The sequence below is a fragment of the Haloferula helveola genome (assembly GCF_037076345.1).
In the GTDB taxonomy this organism is placed as follows: domain Bacteria; phylum Verrucomicrobiota; class Verrucomicrobiia; order Verrucomicrobiales; family Akkermansiaceae; genus Haloferula; species Haloferula helveola.
On sequence record NZ_AP024702.1, the window covers coordinates 2,648,563 to 2,672,778 of the forward strand.

A 24,216-nucleotide genomic window follows, 5' to 3' on the forward strand; every position below is an offset into this window, starting at 1 on the left:
TAGGCTCGGCGCCGACTCAATCGAGCCAGCGCCTGAGCTGGGCCGGTGGACGCGTGATGAGAATCGCGGCGAGACCCGCGAGGGCGCCTGCAGCGAACACGCCCCACACCAAAGGGCTGGCACCGAGCAGCCGGTTCTTGTCCTCGTCGGCCAGTCGCCGCTCGATCGCCTCGTAACGGATCACGTTCCGAAAAGTTCCGTCGCGGCGGTGGACCACGACGTTGCACTCGTCGTCTTCGGCGACGTCGATCGACGCCTCGATGGCAGCTTGCTGGGTGTCGTGGATGGAGAGCGGTTTGTCGGTTCCGGAAAGGCGGATCGCCCATCCGTCTTCGTGCGGGACGATATGGAGATTGTGTTTCATGTGTGGTCTCGAGCGTTTGCTACGCTATTGGAGAGCGAATCCCGTGCCCGACGGTTTCATAGGCCTCGCGGCCGCTCTTCGTGCTTCGTGCACCGACTTCTGCAACGCCGCGGTTGCGAATTGCACAGGCTCAGGCGAGCGGTTCATCAGCGGCAACCACCGGGTTCGGCCTTGTTGCTGGAGGTAGCGCAGCCGATAACACCCCGCCCATGAGGAAACGCCACCTCGCATTCATCGGTCTCGCGGTGCTGATCGGCATCGGTGAGCTGCAAGCCCGCGCAGGGGGCGGCGGTGGCTTCTCCGGCGGTGGCGGTGGAGGGGGTTTCAGTGGCGGCGGCGGAGGAGGCTTCAGCGGCGGTGGTGGCGGCGACGGCGATGGAGACCTCGGCATTCTGATTTATCTGCTGTTCCGCCTGTGCGTCGAACATCCGTTCATTGGCATTCCGCTGGTGGCTGTTCTCGGCTGGGCCTTCTTCTTTTATGGCAAGAAGGGCTACAACGGGTCGGTCGGCTACCATCAGGGATCGGTCATCCGGAAGGGCCGCGCGATGCAGGAGCAGCGCATGCGTGAGGTGGCGCTCGGCAACTTGCGCGAGCGGGATCCGGGCTTTGACGAGGGAGCGTTCTGCCGGCGGGTCGGACTCGCTTTTCTCAAGATCCAGAATGCGTGGTGCGCGCATGACCTGAGGCAGGTCGAGGCGTTCATTTCCGACGGCGTGGACGAACGCTTCAGTCTGCAGATCCAGGAGCAGCAGGAAGAGGGCTGGCGGGACCACATGGAGAACATCCAGATCCATCGGACGCGGATCGTGCAGGTGAAATCGGATTCGGTGTACGACGTGATCACGGTGGAGCTGCACTGCTCCGCGGTGGACTACCGGGTCAACCTGAGGACCGGCATGAAGACCTCGGGTTCGAGTGCGGACTCGTCATTCACCGAATACTGGTCGTTCATCCGTAGGCCGGATGCCAAGACCCTGGCGGCGGGTGGTTTGATCGAAGGGCAATGCCCGAACTGCGGCAGCCCGCTCGAGCTGAACGAATCGGCCCAGTGCGGCAGTTGCCTTTCGCTGGTGAAGAGCGGTGCCTACGACTGGGTTCTCGCCGAGATCACCCAGGCCTCGGAGTGGGTGGCGACGGAGGATGTCGCTTACCCGGGATTGCCTGCGATGATGAAGAAGGATCCGGGCTTCTCGTTCCAGGCCCTCGAAGACAAGACCAGCGTGATGTTCTGGCGTCTGATGGCGTCCTACCGGAGCGGCAAGAGCGACCCGATCCGCAAGATGGCGACCGATGCCTGTGTTGAACGCCTGGCCGGAGAACTGGCGGCTGACGCACAGGGCAATCGATCCTACCCGGGTGACTGTGCGGTCGGGGGCGTGGAGTCGCTGGGCGTCATTCCGGGTGACGACGGCGACCGGGCGCTGGTGAAGGTCCGCTGGAGCGGATCGATGCATCGGCAAACGGCCAACGGGGAAAGGACCCGTGCCGGAGCGAAGCTGATCCACACCGACATCTTCGTGCTTCTGCGCGGAGGGCAGACGAAGACCAACATCGAACGGGGTCTGCAGGCGAGCCATTGCCCCAACTGCGGCGGAAGCGTGTCGAGCAGCGCGGCCACGGCCTGCGAGTACTGTGGCACCGTGATCAACGACGGTGCCTTGGACTGGGTCCTCGAATACAGGGCCGGACCGTACGATCCGTGGATCAAGTCACTCCGCGAGGCGATGGCCGCCCAGCCGCGGGGAGCGGCGGGCGAGGGTGTCGCGGCTGTGGCACCGGGTTTGGATGGCGTCGAACATCACGGTGGCCTCACCCTCGCGGCGTGGCTGGTCAACGTGATGATGGCGGACGGCCAAGTCGATCCGAAGGAACAGCGGGTGCTGGAAGGATACGGGAAACGTGCGGGTCTGCGCCCCGAAGAGATCGAATCGCTGATCACGTCCGCACACGACGGAACGCTCGAGCTGGAGAGTCCGGACGATGAAGGGGAGATCCGCGCCTGGCTCACCGAGATGGCGGCGATGGCGCTGGCCGACGGCCGCGTGTCGCGTGAGGAGAACCGCGCCCTGGTCCTGCTCGGCGGCAAGCTCGGTTACGGCCCGGTTGACATCAGCCAGCTGATCAACCGGACCCGCACGCAACTCTACCGGCAGAGCAGGGGATTGATCCGGGAAGTACGGGCATCCTAGTTTTTGAGGCACGGCTGGCGGCCGGATACCGGCTTCCGGAGTTTCCTGAACCTATTGGATTCATTGCCTTCTGAACGAGCCGGATCAACCTGTGGAACGCGTAACCCATTTGACCCGACCGGTGCCGGAAGATGCCGGTTTCAAAACCGGCGCTCCATTCCGGGCCATCACCGGAATGGGATTTCTCCGCTGGCGGAAGAAACGATCCGGGGCTTCAATGCGGGATGGGAATCCGCGGCGCCTTCATCCTTCTCGTCGGACTGCTCTCGGGCGGCTGCGCCACCGTGGCGGGCGAGGGAGAATCGGGATTCAATGCGAAAGTCCTCGCGGCGGTCCGGCAGATGCCCGCGGGAGGCGGATACGACGGTAGTGACGCGACCAAGAACTTGCTGCCCGGCGCCTGCGAGCTGCGGGGTGGCACGGTCCGGGTGCAGGCGAATCTCGCCAAACCGAGTTTCTGTTCCGGGGCCACCTACCTCGTTTTGCTGAAGGCACTGGAGAGCGACTCCGAGGCTCTGCTGCCGGTCATGGATCACCAGGATGGCCACGGGGTGTTCGGACGGTGGAACTCAAACGGTCCGGGCAGCGCGAAGTTGGTCGCCGACCTGCGTGCGGGCCGCAATTTCACCTCGTGGGACGAGGCCCGGCCGGGTGACTTCCTGAAGATCTGGTGGACCGACGCCATCGGCGGCCGGGAAAGGGGCCACCTGGTTGTTTACCTCGGTCACGACGCGAAGACGGTTCGCTTCTGGTCGAGCAACCAACCTGGCGGCTACGGAATGAAGTCGGTCCCGATCGCCGATTGCCGTCGGGTTCTCTTCACCCGTATCACGCGGCCAGAGAAGTTCGCGGCTGCAAAGCGCCTGCCCGAGATTGATCCGTGGTTAGCCAGGATGCTGCGTGAGGACTTCACGTGGAACGAAGTCGCGGCGAAATGCCGGGTCGCCGAGTGAGCAGGCCCGCGAGTCAGGCGCGCCGCCTGCGCAGCGCGAGAGCGACTCCGAGGATTCCCAGCACGGCGACCGAAGGTTCCGGGACCGCGGTGATCGTCCCGTTCAGTGTGAACGAGTCGTATCCGACGTTGTTGCCTTGGCCGCCGTTGTAATCCGCATAGATCCGCAAGGTCCACGTTTCGCTGGGATCGATCGTGTAAGGGAGATCCAGGGAGGTCGCGTAGGGCCCGCCGGGATATGCTCCGCCGATATTGAGGTCGCTGTCGGTCACCACGACTCCGGACGTCGACCCGATCAACTCGGCCCGGTGATCGGACCGAGTCGCGCCATTGCCTTGCGCCGCGCCGGTGTTGCTGAAGTGGTTGAAGGTCAGGTCGAGCGTGTCGATGGCGATCGACGCGGTTCCGGACGATAGCACCACCGGAACGTCGAAATACCATCCGTCCTCGTTGTCGATGTTCAGGTCGAGCGCCAGATAGCCCTGTGCCGGGGTTGTGTTGAAGAGCCCCGCATTCTGGGTCGAGCCGTCGTTCACACCGTTGCTTTCGTTCTCGAAAACGGTGATGGAGCTTCCCGGCGAATCAATGCCGTTGGTGCTGAAGGTGATGTTGCTCGCCGTGGTTCCCGAGACCGTGCGCCCGCTGAAGTCCGTGGAGACAATGATCGCCCCGTTTGCTGTCGCTGATGCGAGGGCAAGTAGAGCGAGGGGTCGGGACAGGATCATGGCGGCTGCGGACGGAGGAAAGGAACACGCGAAGGGCCGTCCGTCAAACTCGTTGAATGCCAGCCTGTGGTGTTGATCAGGGTCCTTCCCGGGCAACCCGGCTACTTGTTCGTCCGCAACTTCACCAGCGCATCGGCGAAGGCCTTGCCGATCTGGCCGAAGAACTTGGCGGAGCCGTAGTAGTGGAAACCTTGGTTGGAGATCCCGTTGTCGAGAAGGAACAGCTCGTCGGCGCTCAGCGACTTCTCGATCTTCGCGCGCTTCTCGGCTTCGAGCTTGGCCTTGTCCGCCTTCACGTTCTCCCCGGCTTTCCGCCGCTTATCGAGTTCCTTGTCTCGCGCCGCGAATTCCTTCTTTACCTCATTCACCTTCGCCAGCACGTCATCCAGTTCCGTCGGCCAGTATTTGTGGGTGAACACATTGGTGACGTTCCCCTTGAACTCGTCCATCCCGGCCGGCGCGGCCATGGCGGCGCGGAAGGCATCCGTGTTCTCGCCCGCCGCTTCGCCGCCGGTGCCGAGCACCCCGATCACGAATGGCAGCTTCGGAGCCGAGAGGTCCTTGCGGACGTCGCGGATGAAGCAAGCCAGCAACCGGCTGTATTCGGAGTAGTCCTTGGTGCTCTTCTTGCCGGCGGACGGATCGGTCCGGGGATAGTTGCCGACCAGATCGTTGAACCCCTGGAACCACACGAAACCGGAAAGCTCGTAGCCCTCCTTCGGGTCGTAGTCCGGATAGACTTTCTTCGGGTCGGCCAGCACCTCCTTCACGTGCTCGATCAGGTAACCGTAGTACTTGCCCGCCTTCTCCTTGGATTTCTCCTCCTCGGGTTCGCCGCCGCTCGGCGGGCGGAAGTCGACCTTCAGGCTCTTGCCACCCCATGAGTCCTTGATCAGCAGGATCGGTTCGCCCAGCGCCTTGTTCATGTAGATGCCGAAGGTGAACTCGGGGCCGATCTTGCCGGTGCCGACATGGTGCTGGCTGCCGTATCCCGCGGTCAGCTTGCCCGACTTCTTTCCGACCGGGTTGCCGGAAAAGTCGCCGTAAGAGTAGGCGATCCAGACATCGTCACAGACGACCGGCTCGCCGTCGGGGCCGACCATCGCCTTGTGGAGCTCCGCCGTCTTCGGGTCCTTGGCGACCGCGGGGAAGGTCTTGGTCTGGGCGTGGCCTTCCATGTTCGACTGGCCGCAGAGGATGAAGACCTTGAGCGGTTTCGCACCCGCCGGGATGGCGAAGGCGATGGCAGCCAGGCAGGAGAGGAGGGTGAACGGGAAGCGGGTAGGTCTCATCGGTTGCGTTCGTTCGGATTCGGTCTAGCGGTCAGCCTATCGGAGCATTTTCGCCGATGAAGGAGAATCTCGGATCACGAACGCCTCGCGCTCCGGTGACGGAATCCGATCTGCCTCGCGAGGGTTTGACCGGAGGCGTCCGGCTTGGGAGGTTCGGCGTGTGAAACTGATCCTGATTGCGGTCCTTGCGGGATGCCTTGGCAAGGCGGTTGCGGCCGACCCGGCCCGCCCGAACTTCATCTTCTTCATCTCGGACGACATCTCGCAGGAGGACCACGGCTGCTACGGGCACCCGGTGATCCAGACTCCGAGCATCGATCTTCTTGCCGCCGGCGGCATGCGTTTCGATCAGGCTTATCTCACCATCAGCAGCTGCAGCCCGAGCCGGTGCAGCATCATCACCGGCCGCTATCCGCACAACACAGGTGCGCCTGAGCTCCACTCGAAACTACCCGACGACCAGGTCCGCTTCCCCGAGTTGCTGAGGAATGCCGGCTACTACACCGCGCTTTCCGGGAAGAACCATATGTTCTCCAACAAGGACCGGGCTTTCGACAAGATTACCGGAGGAGGTGGTCCTGGGGGAGCCGGCGATTGGGTGGAGCTGGTTCGAGACCGTCCAGAGGGCCAGCCGTTTTTCTTTTGGTTCGCCGCCTACGATGCCCACCGGGGTTGGACGATCGGCGATGATGCGCCCGAGTACAAGCCCGCGGAAGTGGTGGTGCCTCCTTACAACGTCGACAGCCCGACCACCCGTGAGGATTTCGCCAGCTACTACCACGAGGTCAGCCGCTTCGATCATTTCGTCGGCAAGGTGCGGGACGAACTCGAGCGCCAGGGAGTCCTGGAGAACACGTTCCTTGTCGTCGGTTCGGACAACGGTCGTCCGTTCCCTCGCGCCAAGAGCCGGCTGTACGACAGCGGTATCAAGACGCCGTGGGTCGTCCATTTCCCGGCGCTGATCAAAGAGGCTGCCGTCACCGAGAGCTTCGTCAGCGTGATCGACCTCAGCGCCACCTGTCTTGAGCTTGCCGGTGTCGAGATTCCCGAATGCGTCCAGGGCCGGAGCTTCGTGCCGATCCTCAAGGACCCTGCGGCCACGGTGCGCGAGGTCGTCTTCTCCGAGCAGAACTGGCACGTCTATCGAAACCACTCGCGCCTCGTCCGGTGGGGTGATTTCGCCTACATCCGCAACCGCTTTCCCGACCAGATGAACCTGTGTGCGGAGTCGGACACCACCTATCCGGCGGGCAAGGAGCTGTGGCAGGCCCATGCGGAAGGTCGGACGACCGAGGATCACTGGCAGACCTTCGCCAACCCGTGTCCGAAGGAAGAACTCTACGATCTGAGCAAGGACCCGGACCAGCTGCACAACCTCGCGGATGATCCGGCGATGGCCGGGGCGTTGGAGAAAGGCCGTGAGTTGCTTGTGGCATGGACGGAGCAGACCGGTGATACCTTGCCGGCCAATCCGACACCGAGTCGGCACGGACCGCCGCGCATCAAGGACGGCAAGGTGCTGCCTTGGGAGAGAGGCCCGGGTGGGAATCCCCATGCGGAATTCCCCGGCGCGGCTCGCGACGCTGACAGCATCGATCACCCGGGACCGCTGCGCAGGTAAGCCACCCGGTCAGTTCCTGACCGGCGCCGCCAATGGGGCCTCCAAGAAGAGGACCTCTTTGCCGAAGCTTCCGTTCCCGATTTCGAAGGGCGCTTCGCGAACGAGCGCGCCGCGGGCATCGTAGTGCCGAATGAACGCGTGGTGGACTTCTCCGACCGCATCGCTCTTCTCGGCCCGCCCGAGGCGTAGGAAAAGGCGGCCGTCCGTGCGGTCGGCTGCGACTTTCTCGACGAGTGAGGTCAGGTCGATCCCAACCTCGATCGGCGAGGAGTCGTCGGGGCCTGCCATCGGCACGTGGCCGGCGTCGGACCGTCCGAACAAGGGCCAACCATTGAGGACCTCGGGTGCGAATTCGTGTTCCGGACTCTCGGCGTCGGGGTCGCCGGCGATACCGACTGTCACTCTCAGGTCCGACCGGTCGTCGCATGCGAGCTTGAGGCGCAAGGTCGTCGTGGGAAGGTAGCGCGCGACCTCCACCCGGCCGAGGTAGTTGCCGCGTTCCCAAGTCGGGTCGATCATGGCGCTGTAGAGGAGGTAAATCCGGCCGCGGTCGGACCACTTCTCACCCCACGAGTTCGCCACGATGTAGGCACCGCGTTCCCAGTCCGCCAGCGTGACCTCCCCGTCGCCATTGGTGTCGATGTCGTTGGTGATCTTGCCGTCGCCATTCACATCGTAGCCGACCTCGTCATCGTAGCCGACGCAGGCCATGCCGTGGCCGTAGCCGCTCGGGCCCCAGCGGATCCAGACCTCCTTGCCCTCCTCGTGTTCGTCTTCCGGGATGGTCTTCGTGACCTTGCCCCGTTCGCCCATGCGTCCGTCCATCGCCAGCAGTCCGCCGGTGCCGGGCCCGTTGCTGCCCGGGCGGTTGCGGTCGAAGAGCCAACCGCGGGCCTCGTTCAGTTGCGCGACGGTCGAGGCCGGCGAGTAGCGGTAGCCCGAGACGCGATACTCCATCGCCTCGCGCCAGACCGCGTAGCCATCCGGCCACAGGCCGATCTTGTCGAGCCGGACACCGCCGTACGACTTCGCGGTGGGAATGCCGAGCCGCTTGGCCACCTCCCAGCCGTGATAGGCTTCCGATCCGCGGTTCGACGCCCCGTTGATCATGTTCCAGGAAAAGTGGGCGGGGAACCGGGTCGCGTCACTGTCGGCGGCGGTGCCGTTGAGGACGTTCATCTCGTAGCTGAAGATCGTCGCGACCGAGGCGAACTGGCCGCATGCTCCCCACTTTTGTCGGAAGATTCCCGGAAACTCCGGGCGGGCGGAATTGTCGACCCGCGAAGGCAAACGTTTCGGATCGACAGAAGTTTGGCCGATGTCGGCACCGGAGGCATCGCGCCACGTGTCGTAGTTCTTGCCGGCACTCGGCGGTCGGGAAAACGGGCGGGGATAAGCGGCATGCGCATCCGGGTTCTCCGCTTCGGCTGCAGCCGACGCCCCTGTCAGGCCGGCGGAAATGCCGAGCGCGAGGCTGCATACCAGGGAACGGGAGAGGATCGCGGCGTTCATGATCGGGAGGCAAGGCCCGGGACGAAGTCCGCAGGCGCGGCATCCGATACGCGATCGAATCGGAGCCTCTACCATCGGGCGCGGGGCATCCGGATTTGGTCGACCCTCCGGAGGCCGCCGTCCTACGTTCCTCCGCGGGGAAGGTGACCGATGGGAACAGGTTCCGGAGGTTTCCCCGACGCGGGACGATGAGTGAGATCGCTTACCTGAGCTTTTTGGCCACCGATGACTTCCTGCCGGGAGTTCGGGTGCTGGCATACTCGCTGGCGCGGACCCGGCCGAAGGCTCCCTTGCTCGTGCTGGTCACCGACGGCGTGGGGGAGGCCGCCCGTCGGGAACTGCAGGACTCCGGCATCGCGATCAGGGAAGTCGATGCGGTGCCCATGCCGGAAGGGATGGCGGTCGTTGAAGAACGTTGGCGCCACAGTTTCACCAAGCTGCGGATCTTCGAGCAGACCGAGTTCGCGAAGGCGGTCTATCTGGATGCCGATATGCTGGTGTGCGCGAACCTCGACGAGCTTTTCGAGCGTCCCCACATGAGCGCGGTGAATGCCGGCGGGATGCTCCCGCAGCATTCGCATTGGGTGGACCTGAATGCCGGCTTGCTCGTGATCGAGCCCGATCAGGAATTGTTCGGGCGGATGCTCTCGCAGCTCGGACAACTCGAGGGCCGGGGGCAGGGTGATCAGAGTTTCCTCCATTCCTTCTACCCGGATTGGCCGAAACGGGAGGAGCTGCATCTCGACCATGCATTCAACCAATGCCACCTCTTCCTTGATGAATACCGGCTGCGCTTCGGCTACCGGGTCATGCGCGGAATGGATCCGACACCGCGTGAACTCGCCCACCCAAAGTTGGCCAAGGTCATCCACTACATCGGCCCCGACAAGCCATGGCTCGATCTCGACGCGACCCGCCGTCTGGTTCGCCGCAAGCGCTGGACCCGCCCCCAGATGGCGCGAGCCTTGAAGCTCTGGCTGGATTTCCACGAGGACAGCCTTGGCCGGTGATTCGGTGAATGCTGGGGGGAGTCCCGTTGCAACCCTCCAGATGCTCCGAGATGGTCCGATCCGCGTTTTCTGTGGAAAACGGGGTCCGTATTTGTAAGTTTTCCGGTCCATTCCGGTATTTGGTGACCCGTTCGCATTGATTTTCCCAAGGACCATGAAGCTCATCGGTATTGCCATTCTCGCGCTGGCGGCCCCTCTCTTCGCCGCCGCCGATTCTTCCGCGCTGCTCCGTGCCACCGCCACCCGTGTGCTGGACGAAGCCGGATTGACGACCGAGAAAGCCGCCGGATTCCGCGAGGCATTCCTCGGCTCGGAAGTTTGGCAGCACGAGTTCTTCGACTCCGGCCAGGTTGCCGACCCCACGGCATCGATGGCCACGCTCCACGCGCTGTGGGAGTCCGACCCGGCGATGGTCGAGGTGCCGGTCGACCGTGGCATGGCGACGGCCTGCGCGCTCGAGGGACCGGTGAAGAAGTGGGACGCGGCCCGGATGACAGGCCGTTACGAATACTTCCGCGACAACTGGAAGGTCGGCCTGCTCAACGAGATGTACGGCAACCTTAGTGTTTTCGAGCGGCGCTATCTGGCGAACGGTGTCCAGCACGACCGCTTCAACTCTCTGGAGTCGATGAACTACCAGCTCGAGGAGGTGTGTTTGCCGGCCGATCAATACACCGGCGCCTGCTGGTATGCGCGTTGGATCGCCCACAACGCGTTCGGCGACTCGGTGCAGGGTCCGCACTACTACGAGCCCTTCGAAGCGAGTTGGGACAGCCCGGCGGAAATGGTGAGGCACGTCGGTGGCGTTTGCGGATCGCTCTCGAATTTCGGCGCCGCCGCGGCGATCGCGAACGGCATCCCGGCCGCGACCATGGGCGAGCCGGGCCACTGCGCCCATGTGATCATGATCCGGCCGCAGGAATGGGTGCCGGCCTACTCACTGTCATGGAGCCGCGGTCTTCATCACTCGTTCTACGGCACTTCCTGGAGTTGGCATCTCTACAACACGCGCTCGCAGAATTCGACGAGCGAGGCGCGCGAGTCCGGTGACATGCGCCGCGAGGCCGGGAGCCTCCGGCAAAAGGGATCCATCGGCGAGGCGATCGCCGCCTATCGGAAAGCCCGCTCCCGTCATCCGCTCGATTACGCGAACTGGTTGGAGAGTGCGGAACTGCTGAGGGACAAGCGCGCTCCCGAGAAGGCATGGCACGACCTCCATGCCGACGTGCTGAAGCATCTCGCGCCGGAGTTTCCCGAGGTCGCGTGGGACTTCCTCTCGAAGGAGGTCTATCCCGCCATCCTGCCGAAAGGCGAAGACGAGCTGCGTCTCCGTCAGGACGTGCTGCTCTCCTACCATCGCGCCATTTCCGGTTGGGGCGCGGCGCGCTGGAACCTGACCGCCGCGGTGAAGAAGCAGATGTCCATGGTGTCGAAGAAGCCCGTCGAGCAGGACGAGTTCGCGGTGGCCGTCTTCGGCATCCATGCCGAGCAGGCCGAGCTCGTGCCGACCCTTCTCGAGGCGCAGTTCGCGGTTTGCGGCAAGGATGAGGAGCGCAAGCAGGCTTTCATCCACCGCATCACCGAGGGCCTCGGCAAAAGCAACGGCCGCGACTTCGGCGAAACGATCGGCGTGCTCGCCGCCAAGATCCTTCCGAGCGCCGCCGCAAGTGGAGACAAGGCGACTTTCCAGTTCCTCGGTGAGCTCGCATCGAAGTCTTACGAACCGTGCGACGTGAAGGTGGAGAATTTTCCCGGGATCCTGCTAAGCTCCGGCGGCACGCTCGCCATCGCCAAGCCCGGCAACCGCTGGGACGTGCCGACCCGCCACTGGGGCGTGATCGAGGAACACGGGGGCGACTTCCACACCGATGCGGCGCCCGCATTCGCGACCGTCCAGCTCGGCAACTACGGCCGGCTGTCCGGCGTGGTGATCGTCCAGCGCGGTGGCAACCTCGCCCGCCTCAACGGGGCCAAGCTCCAGGTTTCCACCGACGGCACGAGCTGGACCGACGTTCACACCTTCACCCAAGCGAAGCGCGTCGAGCGCATCGATCTGGCCGACCGCAAGCTCGACGCCGGCTACGTCCGCGTGCTGCAGGAGAACGGACCCCACCTCCACTTCAACCGCTTCCTCGTTTACGGCGCCAAGCAGAACTGAGCCATGCGACTCTTCCTCATTACCGCCCTGATCGTCCACGCCGCCGCGGCGGAAGTCTCCGTCGTTGACGGCTTCCCGAAAGCCCGGGAGGCCTCCGGAAAGTCCGGACGCCCGTTGGCGGTGCTTGTTTACGGCAGCGACTGGCACCGTGCCTCCCGCACCTTCGCCACCGGCTTCTGGCAAGCCGCGGAATTCCGGGCCGCACTCGAATCCGACTTCGTGCTCAGCGCGATCGATGTTCCCCAGAACCTCGACGAAGAGGGCCGGAAGGCATTCGACGCTTCGGTCAAAGGCTGGGACCGCAAGTCGGTCCGGTCCTACCCCGCGATCCAAATCTACGGACCCGACGGGCACCTGCTCAAAACCCTGTCCGGGCGCGAACTCCGAGAGGTGTCGCTTTCTCCCGCCACCGTCGCCGCGCAGGTCGACCTCATCGGCCGGGCATCCCGCGAGCGCGACCGCTTGCTACGGGAAATCTCGGAGTTGAAGGACAAGCCCGACGAAATCGCCAAGCGTATCGACGCCCTGAACGGATTGCCGATCGCGCCAGAAAAGGACGCCGTGAAAACCTTCACCGAACTCGATCCCTCCGACGCCTCCGGCTGGGCCGCGCGCCTCGCCTTCAAGGATTGGGAGTTCATCCGCGGCATCACCGGGCGAATCGGAAAAGGAGAGACTGAAGCCGCGCTGACCGAAGTCGAAGCGATGCTCGCCAACGACGCCTACACGCCGCAGCAGCGCTGCCTGATCCTTGCCGCCCAAGGCATGTTGCTGACCGCGATCGATCGCAAGGACGAGGCATGGGAGGTCTATCTGCAGGCGTGGCGGCTCGACCCAGACGGCCCGAATGGCAAGGCGGTCATCCGCCACGGCTGGCGGGGTGTCGGCAAGGACCTGCGCGCCGGCGTGTCGCCGGATTCGCCGCGCTTCGGACGGAGCGACATGAAGAACCTCACCCGTGGCCACGCCGAGTTGACGCTTTCATCGTCTGACCCGCAGAGCGACCACAAGGCCGACCACGCGAGTCTCTTCGACGGACCGATGAAGGACTTCGCCTTCCACACCCGGGAGGAGAATGCCGCCAGCGCCACCATCGACCTCGGCGACGTTTGCCAGATCGACGTCGTTCAGATCCTCAACCGGCCGCAGCTCAAGCAACGCGCCGCCGGCCTCACTCTCTGGCTTTCTGAGGACGGGAACTCGTGGAAGTCCTGTTGGCAGGCGGAGACGCCAGCCGCCTCGTGGGAGATCGAACTGGCCGCCGATGGAAAGCCTGCCCCGAAGGCCCGCTACCTCAAACTCTCCCTGCCGGGCGACCGCCCGGGCATCCTCCACCTCCGCGCGGTCAACGCCTTTGGTGAGCGCCCCTGAAGGGGTGGGTCCTGCTCAATGCAGGCAGCCGATGTAGATTTTGGTCTTCTTCGCGTAGGCGGTCGGAGCCCACTTCTTGAACTTCTCGGCCTGCTTCACAGCGTCGGCCCGGTTGTCGCGGATACCCGCCACCACGATGTAGTATCCCGGCGTGAAGCCCTTGTAGGCATCCGACTTTTCGACCGAGAGGTAGGAGGTCTCCTTGTCACCGCCATCGAGAATGGTCTTGTCGAAGCGCCTTGCCACGTAGCCGCCACGGAAGGCCTCGTCCTCGAAGTCGTCGGGATAAATGAGCCCGCGTTTCTTGTCATAGACCCGGCCCTGCATGGAAAACGGCACCTTGGACTCCTTGGCGATCTTTTCGGCATCGGCGCGCGCATCCTTGAAGGCCTTGTAAGCGGAAAGGATCGCCACGTGGCGCTCGACGAACTGATCCTCCTCAGCCCGGAGGATCGAGGGCAGCAGAGAGAAGGCGCAGAAGATGAGAGGCAGAGCGATTCGAAGCGACATGCTCCCATCCCTCGGTCAACGGCGCTCGCGCGTCAATCCAATCCGCACCCGGACACGGAGCGATGGATGTGAATCGTGACCGGATTTCAATTGTTTCTTGCGCCCCTCCGTTTAAGCAGGGGGAGGCTGTGTTATGTGCGTTCGCTGGATCATCCCCCTGTTGGCCTTCGTGATTCTCACACCGGTGAGTGCCGGGACGTCCGGGTCCGGCTCCAAGGCCGTTGTTCCGGAGCTGGTGGAGGAGAAGCCTGAGGATGTCGAGAAGCGCTGGCGCCTCGGCCTGCAGTACTTTCAGGGGACGTCCAACAGCCTTGGCGAGATCTTTACCGGTGACATCGACACCCTGCCGCAGAACGGAGTGCGTCTCAGCGCGGCGCTGGTCCTCGTCGAGGACCTCTGGGATTGGCCGGTCAACGTTTTGGCTGAGGGAGGGGTGATGTGGCACAACGAGAAGTCCGCGCAGTCGGATGTCTTCCAATACACGATGGCGGTCCGCTTCGAATGGACCGAGTTCCCGTGGAGCGATTCGTTGCGCACGCGCCTCGGTTTCAGTACCGGCCTTTCCTATGCCGACGGTATTCCGGTGGCGGAGATCCAGAATCGCGGCACGAACTCGAGCAAACACCTCCTGCACTACCTCGAGTTCTCGCTCGCCTTCAATTGCGCCGACCTTACCCGCATTACCCGGCTCGACTCGCTTGGGGTGTCGGCAGCTTCGATGGAACACCTGTGGCTGTTTGCCGGGATCCCGCATCGATCCGGTGCGGGCGGGCTATACGGAAGCGACAATACCGGCCGTTCGATCCGGGGTGGCTCGAATTACCTGTCGATCGGGATCGAGGTGGAGTTCTAGACGATCCGCCGCCGGTCCTGCCCGGCGAAAGGCTTTGCGGTCGGCCGCGATTCATCGGAGCCTTGGCATCGATGAACACCCCACCGGTTTCCCGTCGCGGATTTCTCGCAGGCAGCGCGCTCGCCGTGGCGGGCTCGACCCGGCTCGCAAGCGCCAACCCGACCCAGCCGCCCGCCCGTTTCCGCTACGGTCTCAACATGAGCACGATCCGTGGCCAGAAGCTGGATGCCGCCGAGGAGATCGAGATCGCGGCGAAGGCCGGCTACGATGCCGTCGAGCCGTGGCTCGGCACGCTCGGTCAGTATGTCGGGAAAGGAGGCAAGCTCGCCGATCTCAGGAAGCGCCTCGAGGACCACGGCCTGACGGTGGAGAGCGCGATCGGTTTCGCGCCGTGGATCGTTGATGATGACGCGAAGCGTGCCGAGGGATTCGAGCAGGCGAAGCGTGACATGGACACGATCGCCCAACTCGGAGGCATCCGGATTGCCGCTCCTCCCGCCGGAGCTCCGGGCGACAGCGCGATTGATCCGATGCGGGCCGCGGAGCGTTACCGGGCGCTGCTTGAACTCGGCGACGAGATGGGAGTGATTCCCCAGATCGAGATGTGGGGCGGCAACAAGAGCATCGGCCGGGTCAGCACCGCGGTGTTCATCGCGATGGAAGCCGGGCACCCCAAGGCCTGCTTCCTCGGGGACGTTTATCACACCTATAAGGGTGGCTCCGACTTCGCCTCGCTCCTGCAACTGGGACCGCAGGCGCTCCAGACCTTCCACATGAACGACTACCCGGCCGACCCGCCGAGGGAATCGATCAAGGACGAGCACCGGGTTTATCCAGGCGACGGCATCGCGCCGCTCACCGAGATTCTGCAGGGTTTCCACCAGGTCGGTGCCAGCCCGGTCCTCAGCCTTGAGCTCTTCAACCGCTCCTACTGGAAGCAGCCCGCCCTCGAGGTGGCGAAGACCGGCTTGGCGAAGATGAAGGCAGCCGTTGCGAAGGCAGGACTCTGACGGAGAGGCGGCACCAGACGGATGCGCCAATCAGGGGCTCCCGGGGATCGGTTCCGGTTCGATCAGGGCTGATCCGAAGTTCCGGCCGAAGCGTCGGCACCAGATGGAGATGACGGGGTAATCCTCAAGATCGAGTCCGTCCTCCAACGCATAGTTCTGGTCGCCGATGTTTCCCTTGAGCGTGCCGAGATTGATGAATCCTCCTTCGCTGACGGTGCTCTTGACCTCTTGGTTGTCGGTCGAACTGCTCTTGACCGCATAGACGAAAAGGTCGGGGCCGTTGGTCACATCGAAGCCGGTGAAGGTGAGGTTGAGTTGACCATTGATCCGGCTGAGGAACGCGTCACCCGAAATGGTGTAGGTGCTGTCGCCTTGCCGGAAAGACCCTTTGCCGAGGAGTGCCCTTTCCGCATCCGTGGATGCGGATCCGCCGTCCTGGCCGGAGACCAGACTCATGACCGCCTCGGGCACTTGCTCCTCGACTTTCCGATCGATGAACAGGGCTTGGATGCCGAAAACTCCGAACACCAACCACGCGAAGACTCCGGCTGCGACGAGAAACAATGGGATCTTCAGGGATCTCTTCATGGGTGTCTCGAGTGAGGCAGGCTTCCCTAGGGACGAAAGGAGCTGGAGTGTTACTCCTCGGGTGACTCGACAAGCTCCGCCGACCACTTCCAGCTGTGGGCCTTCACGTTGATCGCCTCGCCCTCGACCTTGGTGCCGGTCAGCGGCGCTGTCTTGGTCGCGTAGGCGTCGTTGACCTCGAGCACCAGCACCGGTGGGCCGTCCGCCCGGCTCTCCACCCGCCAGCGATCGTTGTCGAAGGTGGTGTTGTTGGGGCTGTTGTCCTTGAGCCGCCCGTCGGCCAGGAACTCGATCGTGTAGGTCGATCCCTCGCCTTCGGTCAGTTTCCAAACTGTTCCGACGAGCGGCTCGAGCAGCGCCTGGACCCTGATGTGGCGTGCGCGCATCCGGATCTCCGGGTGCTCGCTTTCCATCGCGGCGTCCAAAGCGGCCGATGCGTCCTCAGCCATCGCGATCAATGCCTCGGTCGCCTCGACCCGGCGGGGGAACGACTCGTCACCGAGTTGGGCGATCCAGTCCTCCACGGAGCGGGCTCCGGCCTCGGGCTTCGCCGGAGGGGTCTGCTGCGCGATCGAAACCGAAAAGAACGCTCCGACGCAGCCGACGGCGGCGATCCACGCACGGATGATGGGGGCGTTGCGCATGTCCGGGGATCGGGTTCGACGATGGCGGGGAAAGCAGTCACCGGTCGGCGGTGATCCAGCCGTGATGCACGGCCCGTGCCGATTTCCCAACGGACAAATCTGGCACAACTCCGGGAGAATTCCGAGAACCTTCTGTTCGGGGCCCTAGCGCCGGCGGCGAAGAAAAACCGCCACTCCCGCGAGGCCGATCAGGGCACAGGTCGAGGGCTCGGGAATCGGGGTCACGGTGTAGCCTGCCAAAATCGCTCCGCCGAATCCGCCGCTGACTCCCCCGAAGGTCAGGGTCAGGTCATCGGTGGCGGACGTCGTCGTGACATCGATGTTGTAGGTGAACGCGGAACCACTCGATCCGTAGGCGGCGACGGTGCTCCCGAGCGTGCCGATCTGTGGCGACGTCGTGGTGAACTCGGTGGTGGAACCGCCGTCGAAGCTGACGTCCATGTCGAACACGCGGTTGTTCTCCGAGTGTCCCATGTAGAGCGTGATCTCGTACTGGCCGATGCCGAGATCGTTGAAGGTCATCTGCCAGATGTTGGCTTCGTTGGGTGCGAAGTTTCCGTACGATCCGTGGGCAGTCGTGCCGTCGAAGGTGTAGTTCGAGACATTGCCCTGGCCTCCGATGGTATCGGTGCCGGTCGTGCCTTCGGTGAGGGTGACCGTGCCGATGGTGGAGGCGCCGCTGACCGTCGAGAGAACGGTCCCTCCGTTGTTCGATACGGTTCCGAAGCTCGTGTTGCTGTAGGACGCTCCGGCTCCTCCGAGATTGCTGTCGAAGAATCCGCCGGCGACGCTGATGTAACCCCAGTCCGCCGTTCCGGCCGTGTTGACCGCCCCGCTGGTCACCCCGGAAAAGGAACTGCTGTTGACCGTGATGGCGGCACCCGCGACCCCGGCGGAGACGGCGATGGCTGCGAGAGTGAACCGGAGATGCATGTGCGTTGATTCGGCAAACTCGGAAGGCGGGGGCTTTCCGAACACGGGAAACTCGGAAATCACCGGATCGGTGACAAGCAGTTCTTCGTCCGGGCCGGGATTGAGGAGCCCGATGACCCTGACGAACCCGGTTCTCAGGGTGTAACCTTCTCCTCCCGATCCGGATTCGATGGGTGAACCCCTCTCGTTTCCGGAAAATGAAGAACGAATCCGCGACCTCTCCCACCACTTTGGTGCTGCTCGGCCTTTTGGGCATGGCGGCGTGCTCCTGCACTTCGATGCGGAGTCAGCGTCTCCAGGCCAGCGAGACGGGCACCGCGACCGCGATGCTCGGGCAGACGGCATTCCGCGCCACGGCGGTTGCGACGGTCCGCCAGCCGGTCAGTTCCACCGCGACGGCCTTCTCCTCGTTCTGGCACCGGACGCGCGGCTTGGTGGAGGGAAGTGCTCCGGTGGCGATGACCTGGAACGCGATCCCGACCGCCCGTCCCGGAAGTGAAGCGTTCGAACACTTTCTCGATCAGCAGGGACTTCCAGCTCGCGAACTCGGAAGCATCAAGTGCCTGGTCGACGGCCCGGGATTCTTCGATGAACTCGACCGGCAACTTGCGGGCGCCCGCGAGTCGGTCGACGTTCAGGTTTACATCTTCGACAATGACGACATCGGCGTGAAGTACGCCCGCAAGCTCGCTGACAAGGCGGAGAGCGTTCCGGTACGGGTGATGTTCGACGACATGGGAACGAACACCGCGATGATGTCGGCCCCGCGCACCCCCGCGCCGGACCGGTTCTCGCCGCCTGCGGACATGGGCAGCTTCCTCAAGCGGGGAACCGAGATCGAAGTGCGGCGCACGCTCAATCCGTGGCTGGCGGCGGACCATACCAAGTTGCTCCTCTTCGACAACCGCACGGCGATCATCGGTGGCATGAACATCGGTCGAGAGTACTTCTCCGAGTGGCACGACCTGATGATCCGGGTCGAGGGTCCGATCGTCGGCAGCCTCGCCCGCGATTTCCAGAGCTCATGGAGGAAAGCCGGGCCGTGGGGAGACTTCGCGGTTTTCAAGCCACGCCAAGAGATCCGCTGGCCTGTGGCCGGAAAGAACGATGTGCCGCTCCGAATCTTGCGGACCGATGTGGCTGCCGGCCGTTCCGAGGTGCTCAAGGCGTCGATCGCCGCGATGCATGCCAGCCGCGATCGGATCTGGATCGAGAATCCGTATTTCTCTTCGGACCGTCTGGTCAGGGCGGCACAGGACGCGGCGCGCAGGGGTGTGGATGTGCGGGTAATCTTCCCGGCCGAGAACGACTCGCAGCTGATGGAGGTCTCGAACCTTGCGACTGCAAGAGATCTGATTGCGGCCGGAGTGAAGGTCTACCACTACCCGCGCATGACGCATCTCAAGGCAATGATCTGCGACGACTGGGCGACGGTCGGGTCTGCCAACCTCGACATCCTCAGCATGCGGCTGAATCGCGAACTGAACCTCGCCTTCTCGGACCGCCGCAGTGTCGACCACCTCGCGGACTCGATCTTCCTTCCCGACTTCAAGCGCTCGAAGCGGATCCGGCTCAAGGATGCCGAGCGTCCGATGTCGGATCTGGCCGAAATGATCGCGGACCAGCTGTAGTCCGGCTTGTCGGTCAGGCGAGCACCGCGAAACAGCATCCGTACCACAGACAGAGGCAGAGGATGATCTGGCCGAGGAAGTAGCCGATGGATGTCAGGACGAGCGTGCGGCCGTGATAGCGGACACGCCACGCGAGGATGAAGTAAACGAGGCAGATGATGATGGCGACGAGCCCGATCGGAAGCATGAGCAGCACTTCCGCGCCGTAGTTCATCCCGCTACTGCCGATCAATGCCAGGATGATCGTGCCGAGTACGGTGAGAATCGGCGGGACGACAAGGGAGCCCCAGAGTCTGCCTCTCGGCACCTCGGGAGGAGGGGCGGGGATCTCGGGTTCTTCGTCCATGGAGATGAATCACTTTTCCCGAGATGGGATGGAAGGGACAGATGTTTTTCGCGGTCGGCGGTCATCTTTTGACAATGCGATCCGGGGACTGCGGTTGGGGCACGCATCGAAGCCAACTCCAGCCGACCATGAACTTCCCATCCACCATTTCACAAACCCTCCGTCCCGCCGCCCGCCTCGCCTGCGTCGCGCTTGGATCGCTCGCGCTCAACTCCTCCGCTCTGGCGCAGGAACCCGAGAGCCCGCCGGTGATTCTCGGCCCGATCGAACTCGACCTGCTCCCCGGCGGGGCCTGTGTGATCACCTTCGAGGCGGAGCCGGACCTGCAGTTCATCACGCTGACCACCGACGACCTCCAGACCTGGAGCTATCTCGGTTGCTGCCAGGAGATCTATCCCGGCACCTACGAGTATCTGGATCTCGGGGCGTGCGAGCTGCCGGGCTGCTTTTACCAGATCGAACTGATCGACCAACCCGTTGAGCTGCCGCCCCAGTTCGAGCAGCTCCGCATGGAACTCGGCGACGAGTCATTCGCCGAGTGGCTGCGCTCGAACGCGGAGCAAACGGGGAGCCTGCAAGGTATCAACGAGTCCGAGGTGGATGACGACTCCGGGCTCCATCAGCAGTTTCTCGATCTGGAAAAGGCGCTGGAGCTTTGGCTTGAGCAATTCGAGAAGGGACAGGAGCCGCCCGTCGGTCAGGACACGGGTGAAACCGAGCCGCCGCTTGGCGGTGAAGGCTCGAACGAGCCTCCGTCGAGCGAGGAGGACCCGTGGGTTCCGGCGGAGGAAGATGACTCCGATCCGGTGATCGTGAACCCGCAATCGCAAGGCGTCGAGTTGCCCCCGCAGTTCGAAGAGCTCCGTCGCGAGCTCGGCGACGAGTCGTTCGAGCAGTGGCTGCGCGAGAACCTCCGCCAGTTCGGCTCGCTGCAGGGCGTGAGCACGGAGGAGCTCAACGAACTCCAGCGCAGCAATCCGTCGGCCTACGAAGAGCTGATGCAAACCGAAAGCCTGCTCGAGCAGTGGCTCGCCCGCTGAAGTTTCACGCGTTGCGCCTCGCGGGTGCCACGCTAGTTGAAGTCCAGCACCTTGGCTTCGTCTCCGCTGCGGATTGTCACCACTCCGCTGTCGTAGTCCGAGTTGAGGAAAGGGCTTTCGAACACGGCAGGCGGCGCGTAGTCGACGGGCTCGCCGTTGATGGTCGGCGTTTTCTTGTAGCGAGTATCAAGCGTCAGCACGTCGCCGTAGAGCGAGCGGTAGCTCAGCACGGAGCCGTCCATCTTCAACTCACACGCCTTGGCGCGTTTCTTGAAGTCGGCGAAGTCCTTCACCCGTGACTTGGCCATGACTTCGACGATCACCGGAGCGGTGTCGCTCTTCGGCAGGATGAGCCTGCCGGGCGGGGCCACCCGGGTGGATCCCTCTTTCGACGGGTTGGTGACCGGTTGGTCGCTCACGGTGAAGTCGCTTCCGGCCACGCGGATCAGGGCGTAGGCGCCTTCCGTTTCGACAAACACGAGGTCGTCTTCGCGGACCGGCGCCGCCATGCCTTTCTCCGGCATCCACACGATCATCGGTCCGCCGCTCTTGTTGCCCTTCAGTTTCTGGGTGATCAGGCAGCCCTTGCTCTGCACAGACCAATGGCCATTGAGGACATCGCGCGCCTTTCCTGCCGGACGCACGACCGGAACGATGCGTGCGTGCGGGTTGTCGGGGAAGATGACCCCCTGCCAGCGGCTCTGGGCGCTGATCGCGACCCAATCGCTGACCGGCCTGGCCTCGGTCATCAGGGTGCCGATGGTGAAAGCGGGATCGCAGTAGCTGTAGCGGACGATCCCGCCGCCTTCGGTGCGGAAGCGGTTTGGCTTGCTGCCCTCGTTCAGGATCGCATCGCCGACTCCCTGCTCGCCAAGCCCCTGGGCGCGCTGGCGGACTTCATACGGTCCGTGCATTCGCGCGGAGTGTGCGATCTCCGCCACGACGGCCGGCGGTTCGTAGTTGCTGAGTATGGCGTTGATCTCGCCTTGGATGATGGTCGGCTTCTGGCCGATTCCGAAATACAGCCACGCGAGGGTGGGGATCCCGTGGCGGCTGGCGGAGAAGCCATTCACACCGCGGATGCGGGTCTTGCCTCCGCCTTCGACGCCGTTGAGTTGCTCCTGGGACCAACTCGCCCAGTAGAGATCCAGCAGCATGTCGACGGAGCGCCGCACCTCGGGTTCACCGAAATCCCGGAAGTTGTAGAATCCCTTGAGCCAGACGGAATTGTATCCGGGGCACATGATCTCGATGTTGATCCCCTTCTTCGCGCGCTCGCGGCAATAGACGATGATGTAGTCACTCCACGCCCGGTAGTGGTCCTTCAGGGTGACCCCGCCATCAAGCGTGCGATCCCGGTAATCCGGCCGGTCTTTCGCGAGCTTGGCGAAGTGCCAGTGGGCCGAGAAGTCCATGGCATGGTGGTTCTCGGTGCTGTGAAAATGCCAAGTCCCGGTCGTCGCATGGTCCGGTTTGTTGTACTTGGCGCTCTTCTCGACATAGATCCAGATCGGCTTCAGGCAGAGCTCCTCGGTCTCCGAGGTCAGGCGTCCGGGATGTGAGCTACCATGAGTGCCGTACATGTCGATCAGGCGCATGACGATGTCCGCGTGCCAGTGGAAGCTGTCGCGGTCGACGATGTCCTTGGGATTGTCGAGATAGTGGCGGGCGTTCTCGGCGAGGGCCGCGTTGGCCTCATCGAGCATCTCGTCCAGAAAGAAGCAACGGGCGGCGAACTGGACGATGGAGAACGAGTAGGCGCGCGTGTAGTTGCCCCGGTCCTTGCCCAAGGGCGGCTTCTTCGCCGCGCGTTTCAGTGGCTTGCCGGCCTCCGCTTGGAATATTCCGTCGGCTCGCTCCCGGAACTCGGATGGGGCGGTCTCCTGCGCGGTGGTGGTGGCGACCAACCCCGCCGCGAGGAGCGGTGCCATGGTCCGTCGGGTTCGATTCAGCGCATCGATCATGATTCTGACCGAACCGCTACCGAGGAAACACCCCGGGCCTTTCGCCAGTGCTACCGCGGACGGTCGGACCGGCATGGGGAAGAATCACTTCTTCCGCAGATCGATGCAGAGCAGCCGGTCCTGGCCGCGCATGTAGAGGCGACCGTCGCTCAGCGCCGGCGGGCTCCAGTACTTGAGGTCGAACCGCTTGCGCAGGTCCGAGCCGAAGACATTGGCTTCGGCCAGCATGCTGAAACCTTTCGGGGACGGATCGACGAGTCGCAGCACTCCGTTTTCCCCGTCCTGGATGATCAGCATCCCGTCCGCGTGAACCATGCCGCCGCGGCCCATGAACGGTTCGTCTCCGGTGTTCCACAGCTCCTTGCCGTCGAGGGTCCAGCAGCTGAGCCCGCCGGTCTGGCGACGGCTCTTCACCTTGTGATTCGAGTTCTCGTTGGCGAGGAAGTAGAGGTGCTCGTCGATCTCGAAGGCCGGATGCACCTGCGAGCCCTTGTCGGCCGACCAGAGCTCGGTGAGCTTGTATTCGTCACCGCTGTTCTCGACCTTGAGCATCTTCGAGCCGCAGTCGTAGCCGCCGGTGACGAAGAGCCGGTCCTTGCCGACCTTGGTCGCGATCGGGATCGGGATCTTGTTGTAGTAGAGGTCGGTCTGCCACAGGACCGTGCCATCGGTCGGCCGGTAGCTGGTGACCAGACCGCCTTTGCCGTCCTTGTCGGTCACCGAGATGATCACGACCTGCTTCTCGCCGCCAAATTCGAGCACGGTGGGCGAGGAATGCGAGTCGCCGATCGGCCCGCTCTTCCAAATCTCCTCGCCGGTCTTCTTGTCGAGTCCGACCGTGCCGATCTTCTCGCCAAACGGCGTCACGATGAGCACGTCGCCGACGACCAGGGCGGGCTGCGCCCAGCCCCACTTCGGGGTGGCGCCGTCGTAGCGCTCGTCGAGCTTCACGTCCCAGACGGCCTTGTGGCTTTTGCGATCGATCCGGAAGACCCGGCCGAATGCGTTGACGAAATACACGGCGTCTTCCTCGACGGTCGGCACGCTGCGCGAGCCGGGGAAGGGCGGTTCGCCCTCGGCGGGATTCTCGAAGCGCCACTTCTCCTTGCCGGTCGCGGCGTCGAGGCAGAGGAGCAGGTCCGACTCGCTGCGGACGCGGTCGATGATGAAGACCTCGTCGCCGACCACCGCGCAGCCGCCGAAGCCGACCTCGAGTTCCTTTTCCCAAAGGATCGGCGGACCCTCTTCGGGGAAGCTGCGGACGAGACCCGTTTCGCCGGACACGGCATTGCGGTCGGGTCCGAGGAAATGCGGCCAGTCCGCCGCCGGGGCGAGCATGGGCAAGAGGGCGAGGAGGAGTGGGAACTTCATGGCGGTATCGGTAGCAAACGAAGGGCAAGTGATGGTTAAAGCAAGGAACTTCGGCCGTTCGGCTTTGTTGCGGTCGGCATTTCGATCGTGTCCGAATGCTCGACTTCCGGAACCGTGGCCTTTGGGATG

General features: G+C 63.7%; 21 protein-coding genes. 10 read left to right on the forward strand and 11 right to left on the reverse strand.

Features of this window, described 5'->3' with window-relative positions; all coding sequences use genetic code 11:
• Positions 1–16 precede the first annotated feature (16 nt).
• Complete coding sequence (locus tag HAHE_RS09695; RefSeq protein ID WP_338690568.1) at positions 17–364, reverse strand: DUF2188 domain-containing protein; 348 nt, start codon at positions 362–364, stop codon at positions 17–19.
• A 209-nt stretch (positions 365–573) separates the two neighbouring features.
• Here HAHE_RS09695 and HAHE_RS09700 point away from each other — a divergent pair, with 209 nt between their 5' ends.
• Both HAHE_RS09700 and HAHE_RS09705 read left to right on the forward strand, forming a co-directional pair.
• Positions 574–2,556: a TIM44-like domain-containing protein gene (locus tag HAHE_RS09700; protein WP_338690569.1), complete on the forward strand. Its 1,983-nt coding sequence runs from the start codon at positions 574–576 to the stop codon at positions 2,554–2,556.
• 224 nt (positions 2,557–2,780) lie between these two features.
• The gene (locus tag HAHE_RS09705; protein ID WP_338690571.1) at positions 2,781–3,509 is read left to right on the forward strand and encodes a hypothetical protein; all 729 of its coding nucleotides are present in this window, start codon (positions 2,781–2,783) and stop codon (positions 3,507–3,509) included.
• Between the two features lie 13 nt (positions 3,510–3,522).
• On the opposite strand, the gene HAHE_RS09710 is transcribed toward HAHE_RS09705, so the two are convergent.
• Together HAHE_RS09710 and HAHE_RS09715 are read right to left on the reverse strand one after the other, a co-directional pair.
• A complete protein-coding gene (locus HAHE_RS09710; protein ID WP_338690573.1) occupies positions 3,523–4,233 on the reverse strand; it encodes a hypothetical protein in 711 nt (236 codons plus the stop codon).
• Between the two features lie 101 nt (positions 4,234–4,334).
• Positions 4,335–5,525 carry a sialate O-acetylesterase gene (locus HAHE_RS09715; RefSeq protein ID WP_338690575.1) on the reverse strand — a complete coding sequence of 397 codons (1,191 nt, stop codon included), beginning with the start codon at positions 5,523–5,525 and terminating at the stop codon, positions 4,335–4,337.
• Between the two features lie 160 nt (positions 5,526–5,685).
• Between HAHE_RS09715 and HAHE_RS09720 the strand changes: the two genes are divergently transcribed.
• Positions 5,686–7,146: a sulfatase gene (locus HAHE_RS09720; protein WP_338690576.1), complete on the forward strand. Its 1,461-nt coding sequence runs from the start codon at positions 5,686–5,688 to the stop codon at positions 7,144–7,146.
• Between the two features lie 9 nt (positions 7,147–7,155).
• On the opposite strand, the gene HAHE_RS09725 is transcribed toward HAHE_RS09720, so the two are convergent.
• The gene (locus tag HAHE_RS09725; protein WP_338690577.1) at positions 7,156–8,658 is read right to left on the reverse strand and encodes a hypothetical protein; all 1,503 of its coding nucleotides are present in this window, start codon (positions 8,656–8,658) and stop codon (positions 7,156–7,158) included.
• A 188-nt stretch (positions 8,659–8,846) separates the two neighbouring features.
• Here HAHE_RS09725 and HAHE_RS09730 point away from each other — a divergent pair, with 188 nt between their 5' ends.
• The 3 genes from HAHE_RS09730 to HAHE_RS09740 all read left to right on the forward strand — a co-directional run bounded on the left by HAHE_RS09730 (position 8,847) and on the right by HAHE_RS09740 (position 13,197).
• Positions 8,847–9,668 carry a glycosyltransferase gene (locus HAHE_RS09730; RefSeq protein WP_338690578.1) on the forward strand — a complete coding sequence of 274 codons (822 nt, stop codon included), beginning with the start codon at positions 8,847–8,849 and terminating at the stop codon, positions 9,666–9,668.
• 154 nt (positions 9,669–9,822) lie between these two features.
• Positions 9,823–11,826: a discoidin domain-containing protein gene (locus HAHE_RS09735; RefSeq protein WP_338690579.1), complete on the forward strand. Its 2,004-nt coding sequence runs from the start codon at positions 9,823–9,825 to the stop codon at positions 11,824–11,826.
• A 3-nt stretch (positions 11,827–11,829) separates the two neighbouring features.
• Positions 11,830–13,197 (forward strand): discoidin domain-containing protein, encoded by a 1,368-nt coding sequence (locus HAHE_RS09740; RefSeq protein WP_338690580.1) that lies wholly within the window; start codon positions 11,830–11,832, stop codon positions 13,195–13,197.
• A gap of 15 nt (positions 13,198–13,212) precedes the next feature.
• Here HAHE_RS09740 and HAHE_RS09745 read toward each other — a convergent pair whose 3' ends face one another.
• The gene (locus tag HAHE_RS09745; RefSeq protein WP_338690581.1) at positions 13,213–13,707 is read right to left on the reverse strand and encodes a hypothetical protein; all 495 of its coding nucleotides are present in this window, start codon (positions 13,705–13,707) and stop codon (positions 13,213–13,215) included.
• A gap of 133 nt (positions 13,708–13,840) precedes the next feature.
• On the opposite strand from HAHE_RS09745, the gene HAHE_RS09750 reads away from it, so the two are divergent.
• Positions 13,841–14,560, forward strand: a complete 720-nt coding sequence (locus HAHE_RS09750) for a hypothetical protein (protein WP_338690582.1) — start codon at positions 13,841–13,843, stop codon at positions 14,558–14,560.
• Positions 14,561–14,631: 71 nt separating this feature from the next.
• Complete coding sequence (locus HAHE_RS09755) at positions 14,632–15,570, forward strand: sugar phosphate isomerase/epimerase family protein (RefSeq protein ID WP_338690583.1); 939 nt, start codon at positions 14,632–14,634, stop codon at positions 15,568–15,570.
• Between the two features lie 30 nt (positions 15,571–15,600).
• On the opposite strand, the gene HAHE_RS09760 is transcribed toward HAHE_RS09755, so the two are convergent.
• The 3 genes from HAHE_RS09760 to HAHE_RS09770 form a co-directional block, all read right to left on the reverse strand.
• On the reverse strand, positions 15,601–16,158 hold the full coding sequence (locus HAHE_RS09760; protein WP_338690584.1) for a DM13 domain-containing protein: 558 nt from the start codon (positions 16,156–16,158) through the stop codon (positions 15,601–15,603).
• Positions 16,159–16,208: 50 nt separating this feature from the next.
• A complete protein-coding gene (locus HAHE_RS09765; RefSeq protein WP_338690586.1) occupies positions 16,209–16,802 on the reverse strand; it encodes a hypothetical protein in 594 nt (197 codons plus the stop codon).
• 144 nt (positions 16,803–16,946) lie between these two features.
• Positions 16,947–17,735: a PEP-CTERM sorting domain-containing protein gene (locus HAHE_RS09770; RefSeq protein ID WP_338690587.1), complete on the reverse strand. Its 789-nt coding sequence runs from the start codon at positions 17,733–17,735 to the stop codon at positions 16,947–16,949.
• 197 nt (positions 17,736–17,932) lie between these two features.
• Here HAHE_RS09770 and HAHE_RS09775 point away from each other — a divergent pair, with 197 nt between their 5' ends.
• Positions 17,933–19,366, forward strand: a complete 1,434-nt coding sequence (locus HAHE_RS09775) for a phosphatidylserine/phosphatidylglycerophosphate/cardiolipin synthase family protein (RefSeq protein ID WP_338690589.1) — start codon at positions 17,933–17,935, stop codon at positions 19,364–19,366.
• Positions 19,367–19,379: 13 nt separating this feature from the next.
• On the opposite strand, the gene HAHE_RS09780 is transcribed toward HAHE_RS09775, so the two are convergent.
• Complete coding sequence (locus HAHE_RS09780; protein ID WP_338690590.1) at positions 19,380–19,712, reverse strand: hypothetical protein; 333 nt, start codon at positions 19,710–19,712, stop codon at positions 19,380–19,382.
• A gap of 128 nt (positions 19,713–19,840) precedes the next feature.
• Here HAHE_RS09780 and HAHE_RS09785 point away from each other — a divergent pair, with 128 nt between their 5' ends.
• A complete protein-coding gene (locus HAHE_RS09785) occupies positions 19,841–20,752 on the forward strand; it encodes a hypothetical protein (RefSeq protein WP_338690591.1) in 912 nt (303 codons plus the stop codon).
• Positions 20,753–20,784: 32 nt separating this feature from the next.
• Here HAHE_RS09785 and HAHE_RS09790 read toward each other — a convergent pair whose 3' ends face one another.
• Complete coding sequence (locus HAHE_RS09790) at positions 20,785–22,683, reverse strand: hypothetical protein (protein ID WP_338690592.1); 1,899 nt, start codon at positions 22,681–22,683, stop codon at positions 20,785–20,787.
• 117 nt (positions 22,684–22,800) lie between these two features.
• Positions 22,801–24,087 (reverse strand): PQQ-binding-like beta-propeller repeat protein, encoded by a 1,287-nt coding sequence (locus HAHE_RS09795; RefSeq protein ID WP_338690594.1) that lies wholly within the window; start codon positions 24,085–24,087, stop codon positions 22,801–22,803.
• Positions 24,088–24,216 lie beyond the last annotated feature (129 nt).

Coding starts and splice junctions, on each gene's coding strand:
- HAHE_RS09735 (WP_338690579.1), top strand. CDS start 9,823: ATGAAGCTCATCGGTATTGCCATTCTCGCGCTGGCGGCCCCTCTCTTC.
- HAHE_RS09780 (WP_338690590.1), bottom strand. CDS start 19,712: ATGGACGAAGAACCCGAGATCCCCGCCCCTCCTCCCGAGGTGCCGAGA.
- HAHE_RS09695 (WP_338690568.1), bottom strand. CDS start 364: ATGAAACACAATCTCCATATCGTCCCGCACGAAGACGGATGGGCGATC.
- HAHE_RS09700 (WP_338690569.1), top strand. CDS start 574: ATGAGGAAACGCCACCTCGCATTCATCGGTCTCGCGGTGCTGATCGGC.
- HAHE_RS09770 (WP_338690587.1), bottom strand. CDS start 17,735: ATGCATCTCCGGTTCACTCTCGCAGCCATCGCCGTCTCCGCCGGGGTC.
- HAHE_RS09755 (WP_338690583.1), top strand. CDS start 14,632: ATGAACACCCCACCGGTTTCCCGTCGCGGATTTCTCGCAGGCAGCGCG.
- HAHE_RS09760 (WP_338690584.1), bottom strand. CDS start 16,158: ATGAAGAGATCCCTGAAGATCCCATTGTTTCTCGTCGCAGCCGGAGTC.
- HAHE_RS09765 (WP_338690586.1), bottom strand. CDS start 16,802: ATGCGCAACGCCCCCATCATCCGTGCGTGGATCGCCGCCGTCGGCTGC.
- HAHE_RS09725 (WP_338690577.1), bottom strand. CDS start 8,658: ATGAACGCCGCGATCCTCTCCCGTTCCCTGGTATGCAGCCTCGCGCTC.
- HAHE_RS09715 (WP_338690575.1), bottom strand. CDS start 5,525: ATGAGACCTACCCGCTTCCCGTTCACCCTCCTCTCCTGCCTGGCTGCC.
- HAHE_RS09745 (WP_338690581.1), bottom strand. CDS start 13,707: ATGTCGCTTCGAATCGCTCTGCCTCTCATCTTCTGCGCCTTCTCTCTG.
- HAHE_RS09750 (WP_338690582.1), top strand. CDS start 13,841: ATGTGCGTTCGCTGGATCATCCCCCTGTTGGCCTTCGTGATTCTCACA.
- HAHE_RS09705 (WP_338690571.1), top strand. CDS start 2,781: ATGGGAATCCGCGGCGCCTTCATCCTTCTCGTCGGACTGCTCTCGGGC.
- HAHE_RS09785 (WP_338690591.1), top strand. CDS start 19,841: ATGAACTTCCCATCCACCATTTCACAAACCCTCCGTCCCGCCGCCCGC.
- HAHE_RS09790 (WP_338690592.1), bottom strand. CDS start 22,683: ATGGCACCGCTCCTCGCGGCGGGGTTGGTCGCCACCACCACCGCGCAG.
- HAHE_RS09740 (WP_338690580.1), top strand. CDS start 11,830: ATGCGACTCTTCCTCATTACCGCCCTGATCGTCCACGCCGCCGCGGCG.
- HAHE_RS09710 (WP_338690573.1), bottom strand. CDS start 4,233: ATGATCCTGTCCCGACCCCTCGCTCTACTTGCCCTCGCATCAGCGACA.
- HAHE_RS09730 (WP_338690578.1), top strand. CDS start 8,847: ATGAGTGAGATCGCTTACCTGAGCTTTTTGGCCACCGATGACTTCCTG.
- HAHE_RS09795 (WP_338690594.1), bottom strand. CDS start 24,087: ATGAAGTTCCCACTCCTCCTCGCCCTCTTGCCCATGCTCGCCCCGGCG.
- HAHE_RS09775 (WP_338690589.1), top strand. CDS start 17,933: ATGAAGAACGAATCCGCGACCTCTCCCACCACTTTGGTGCTGCTCGGC.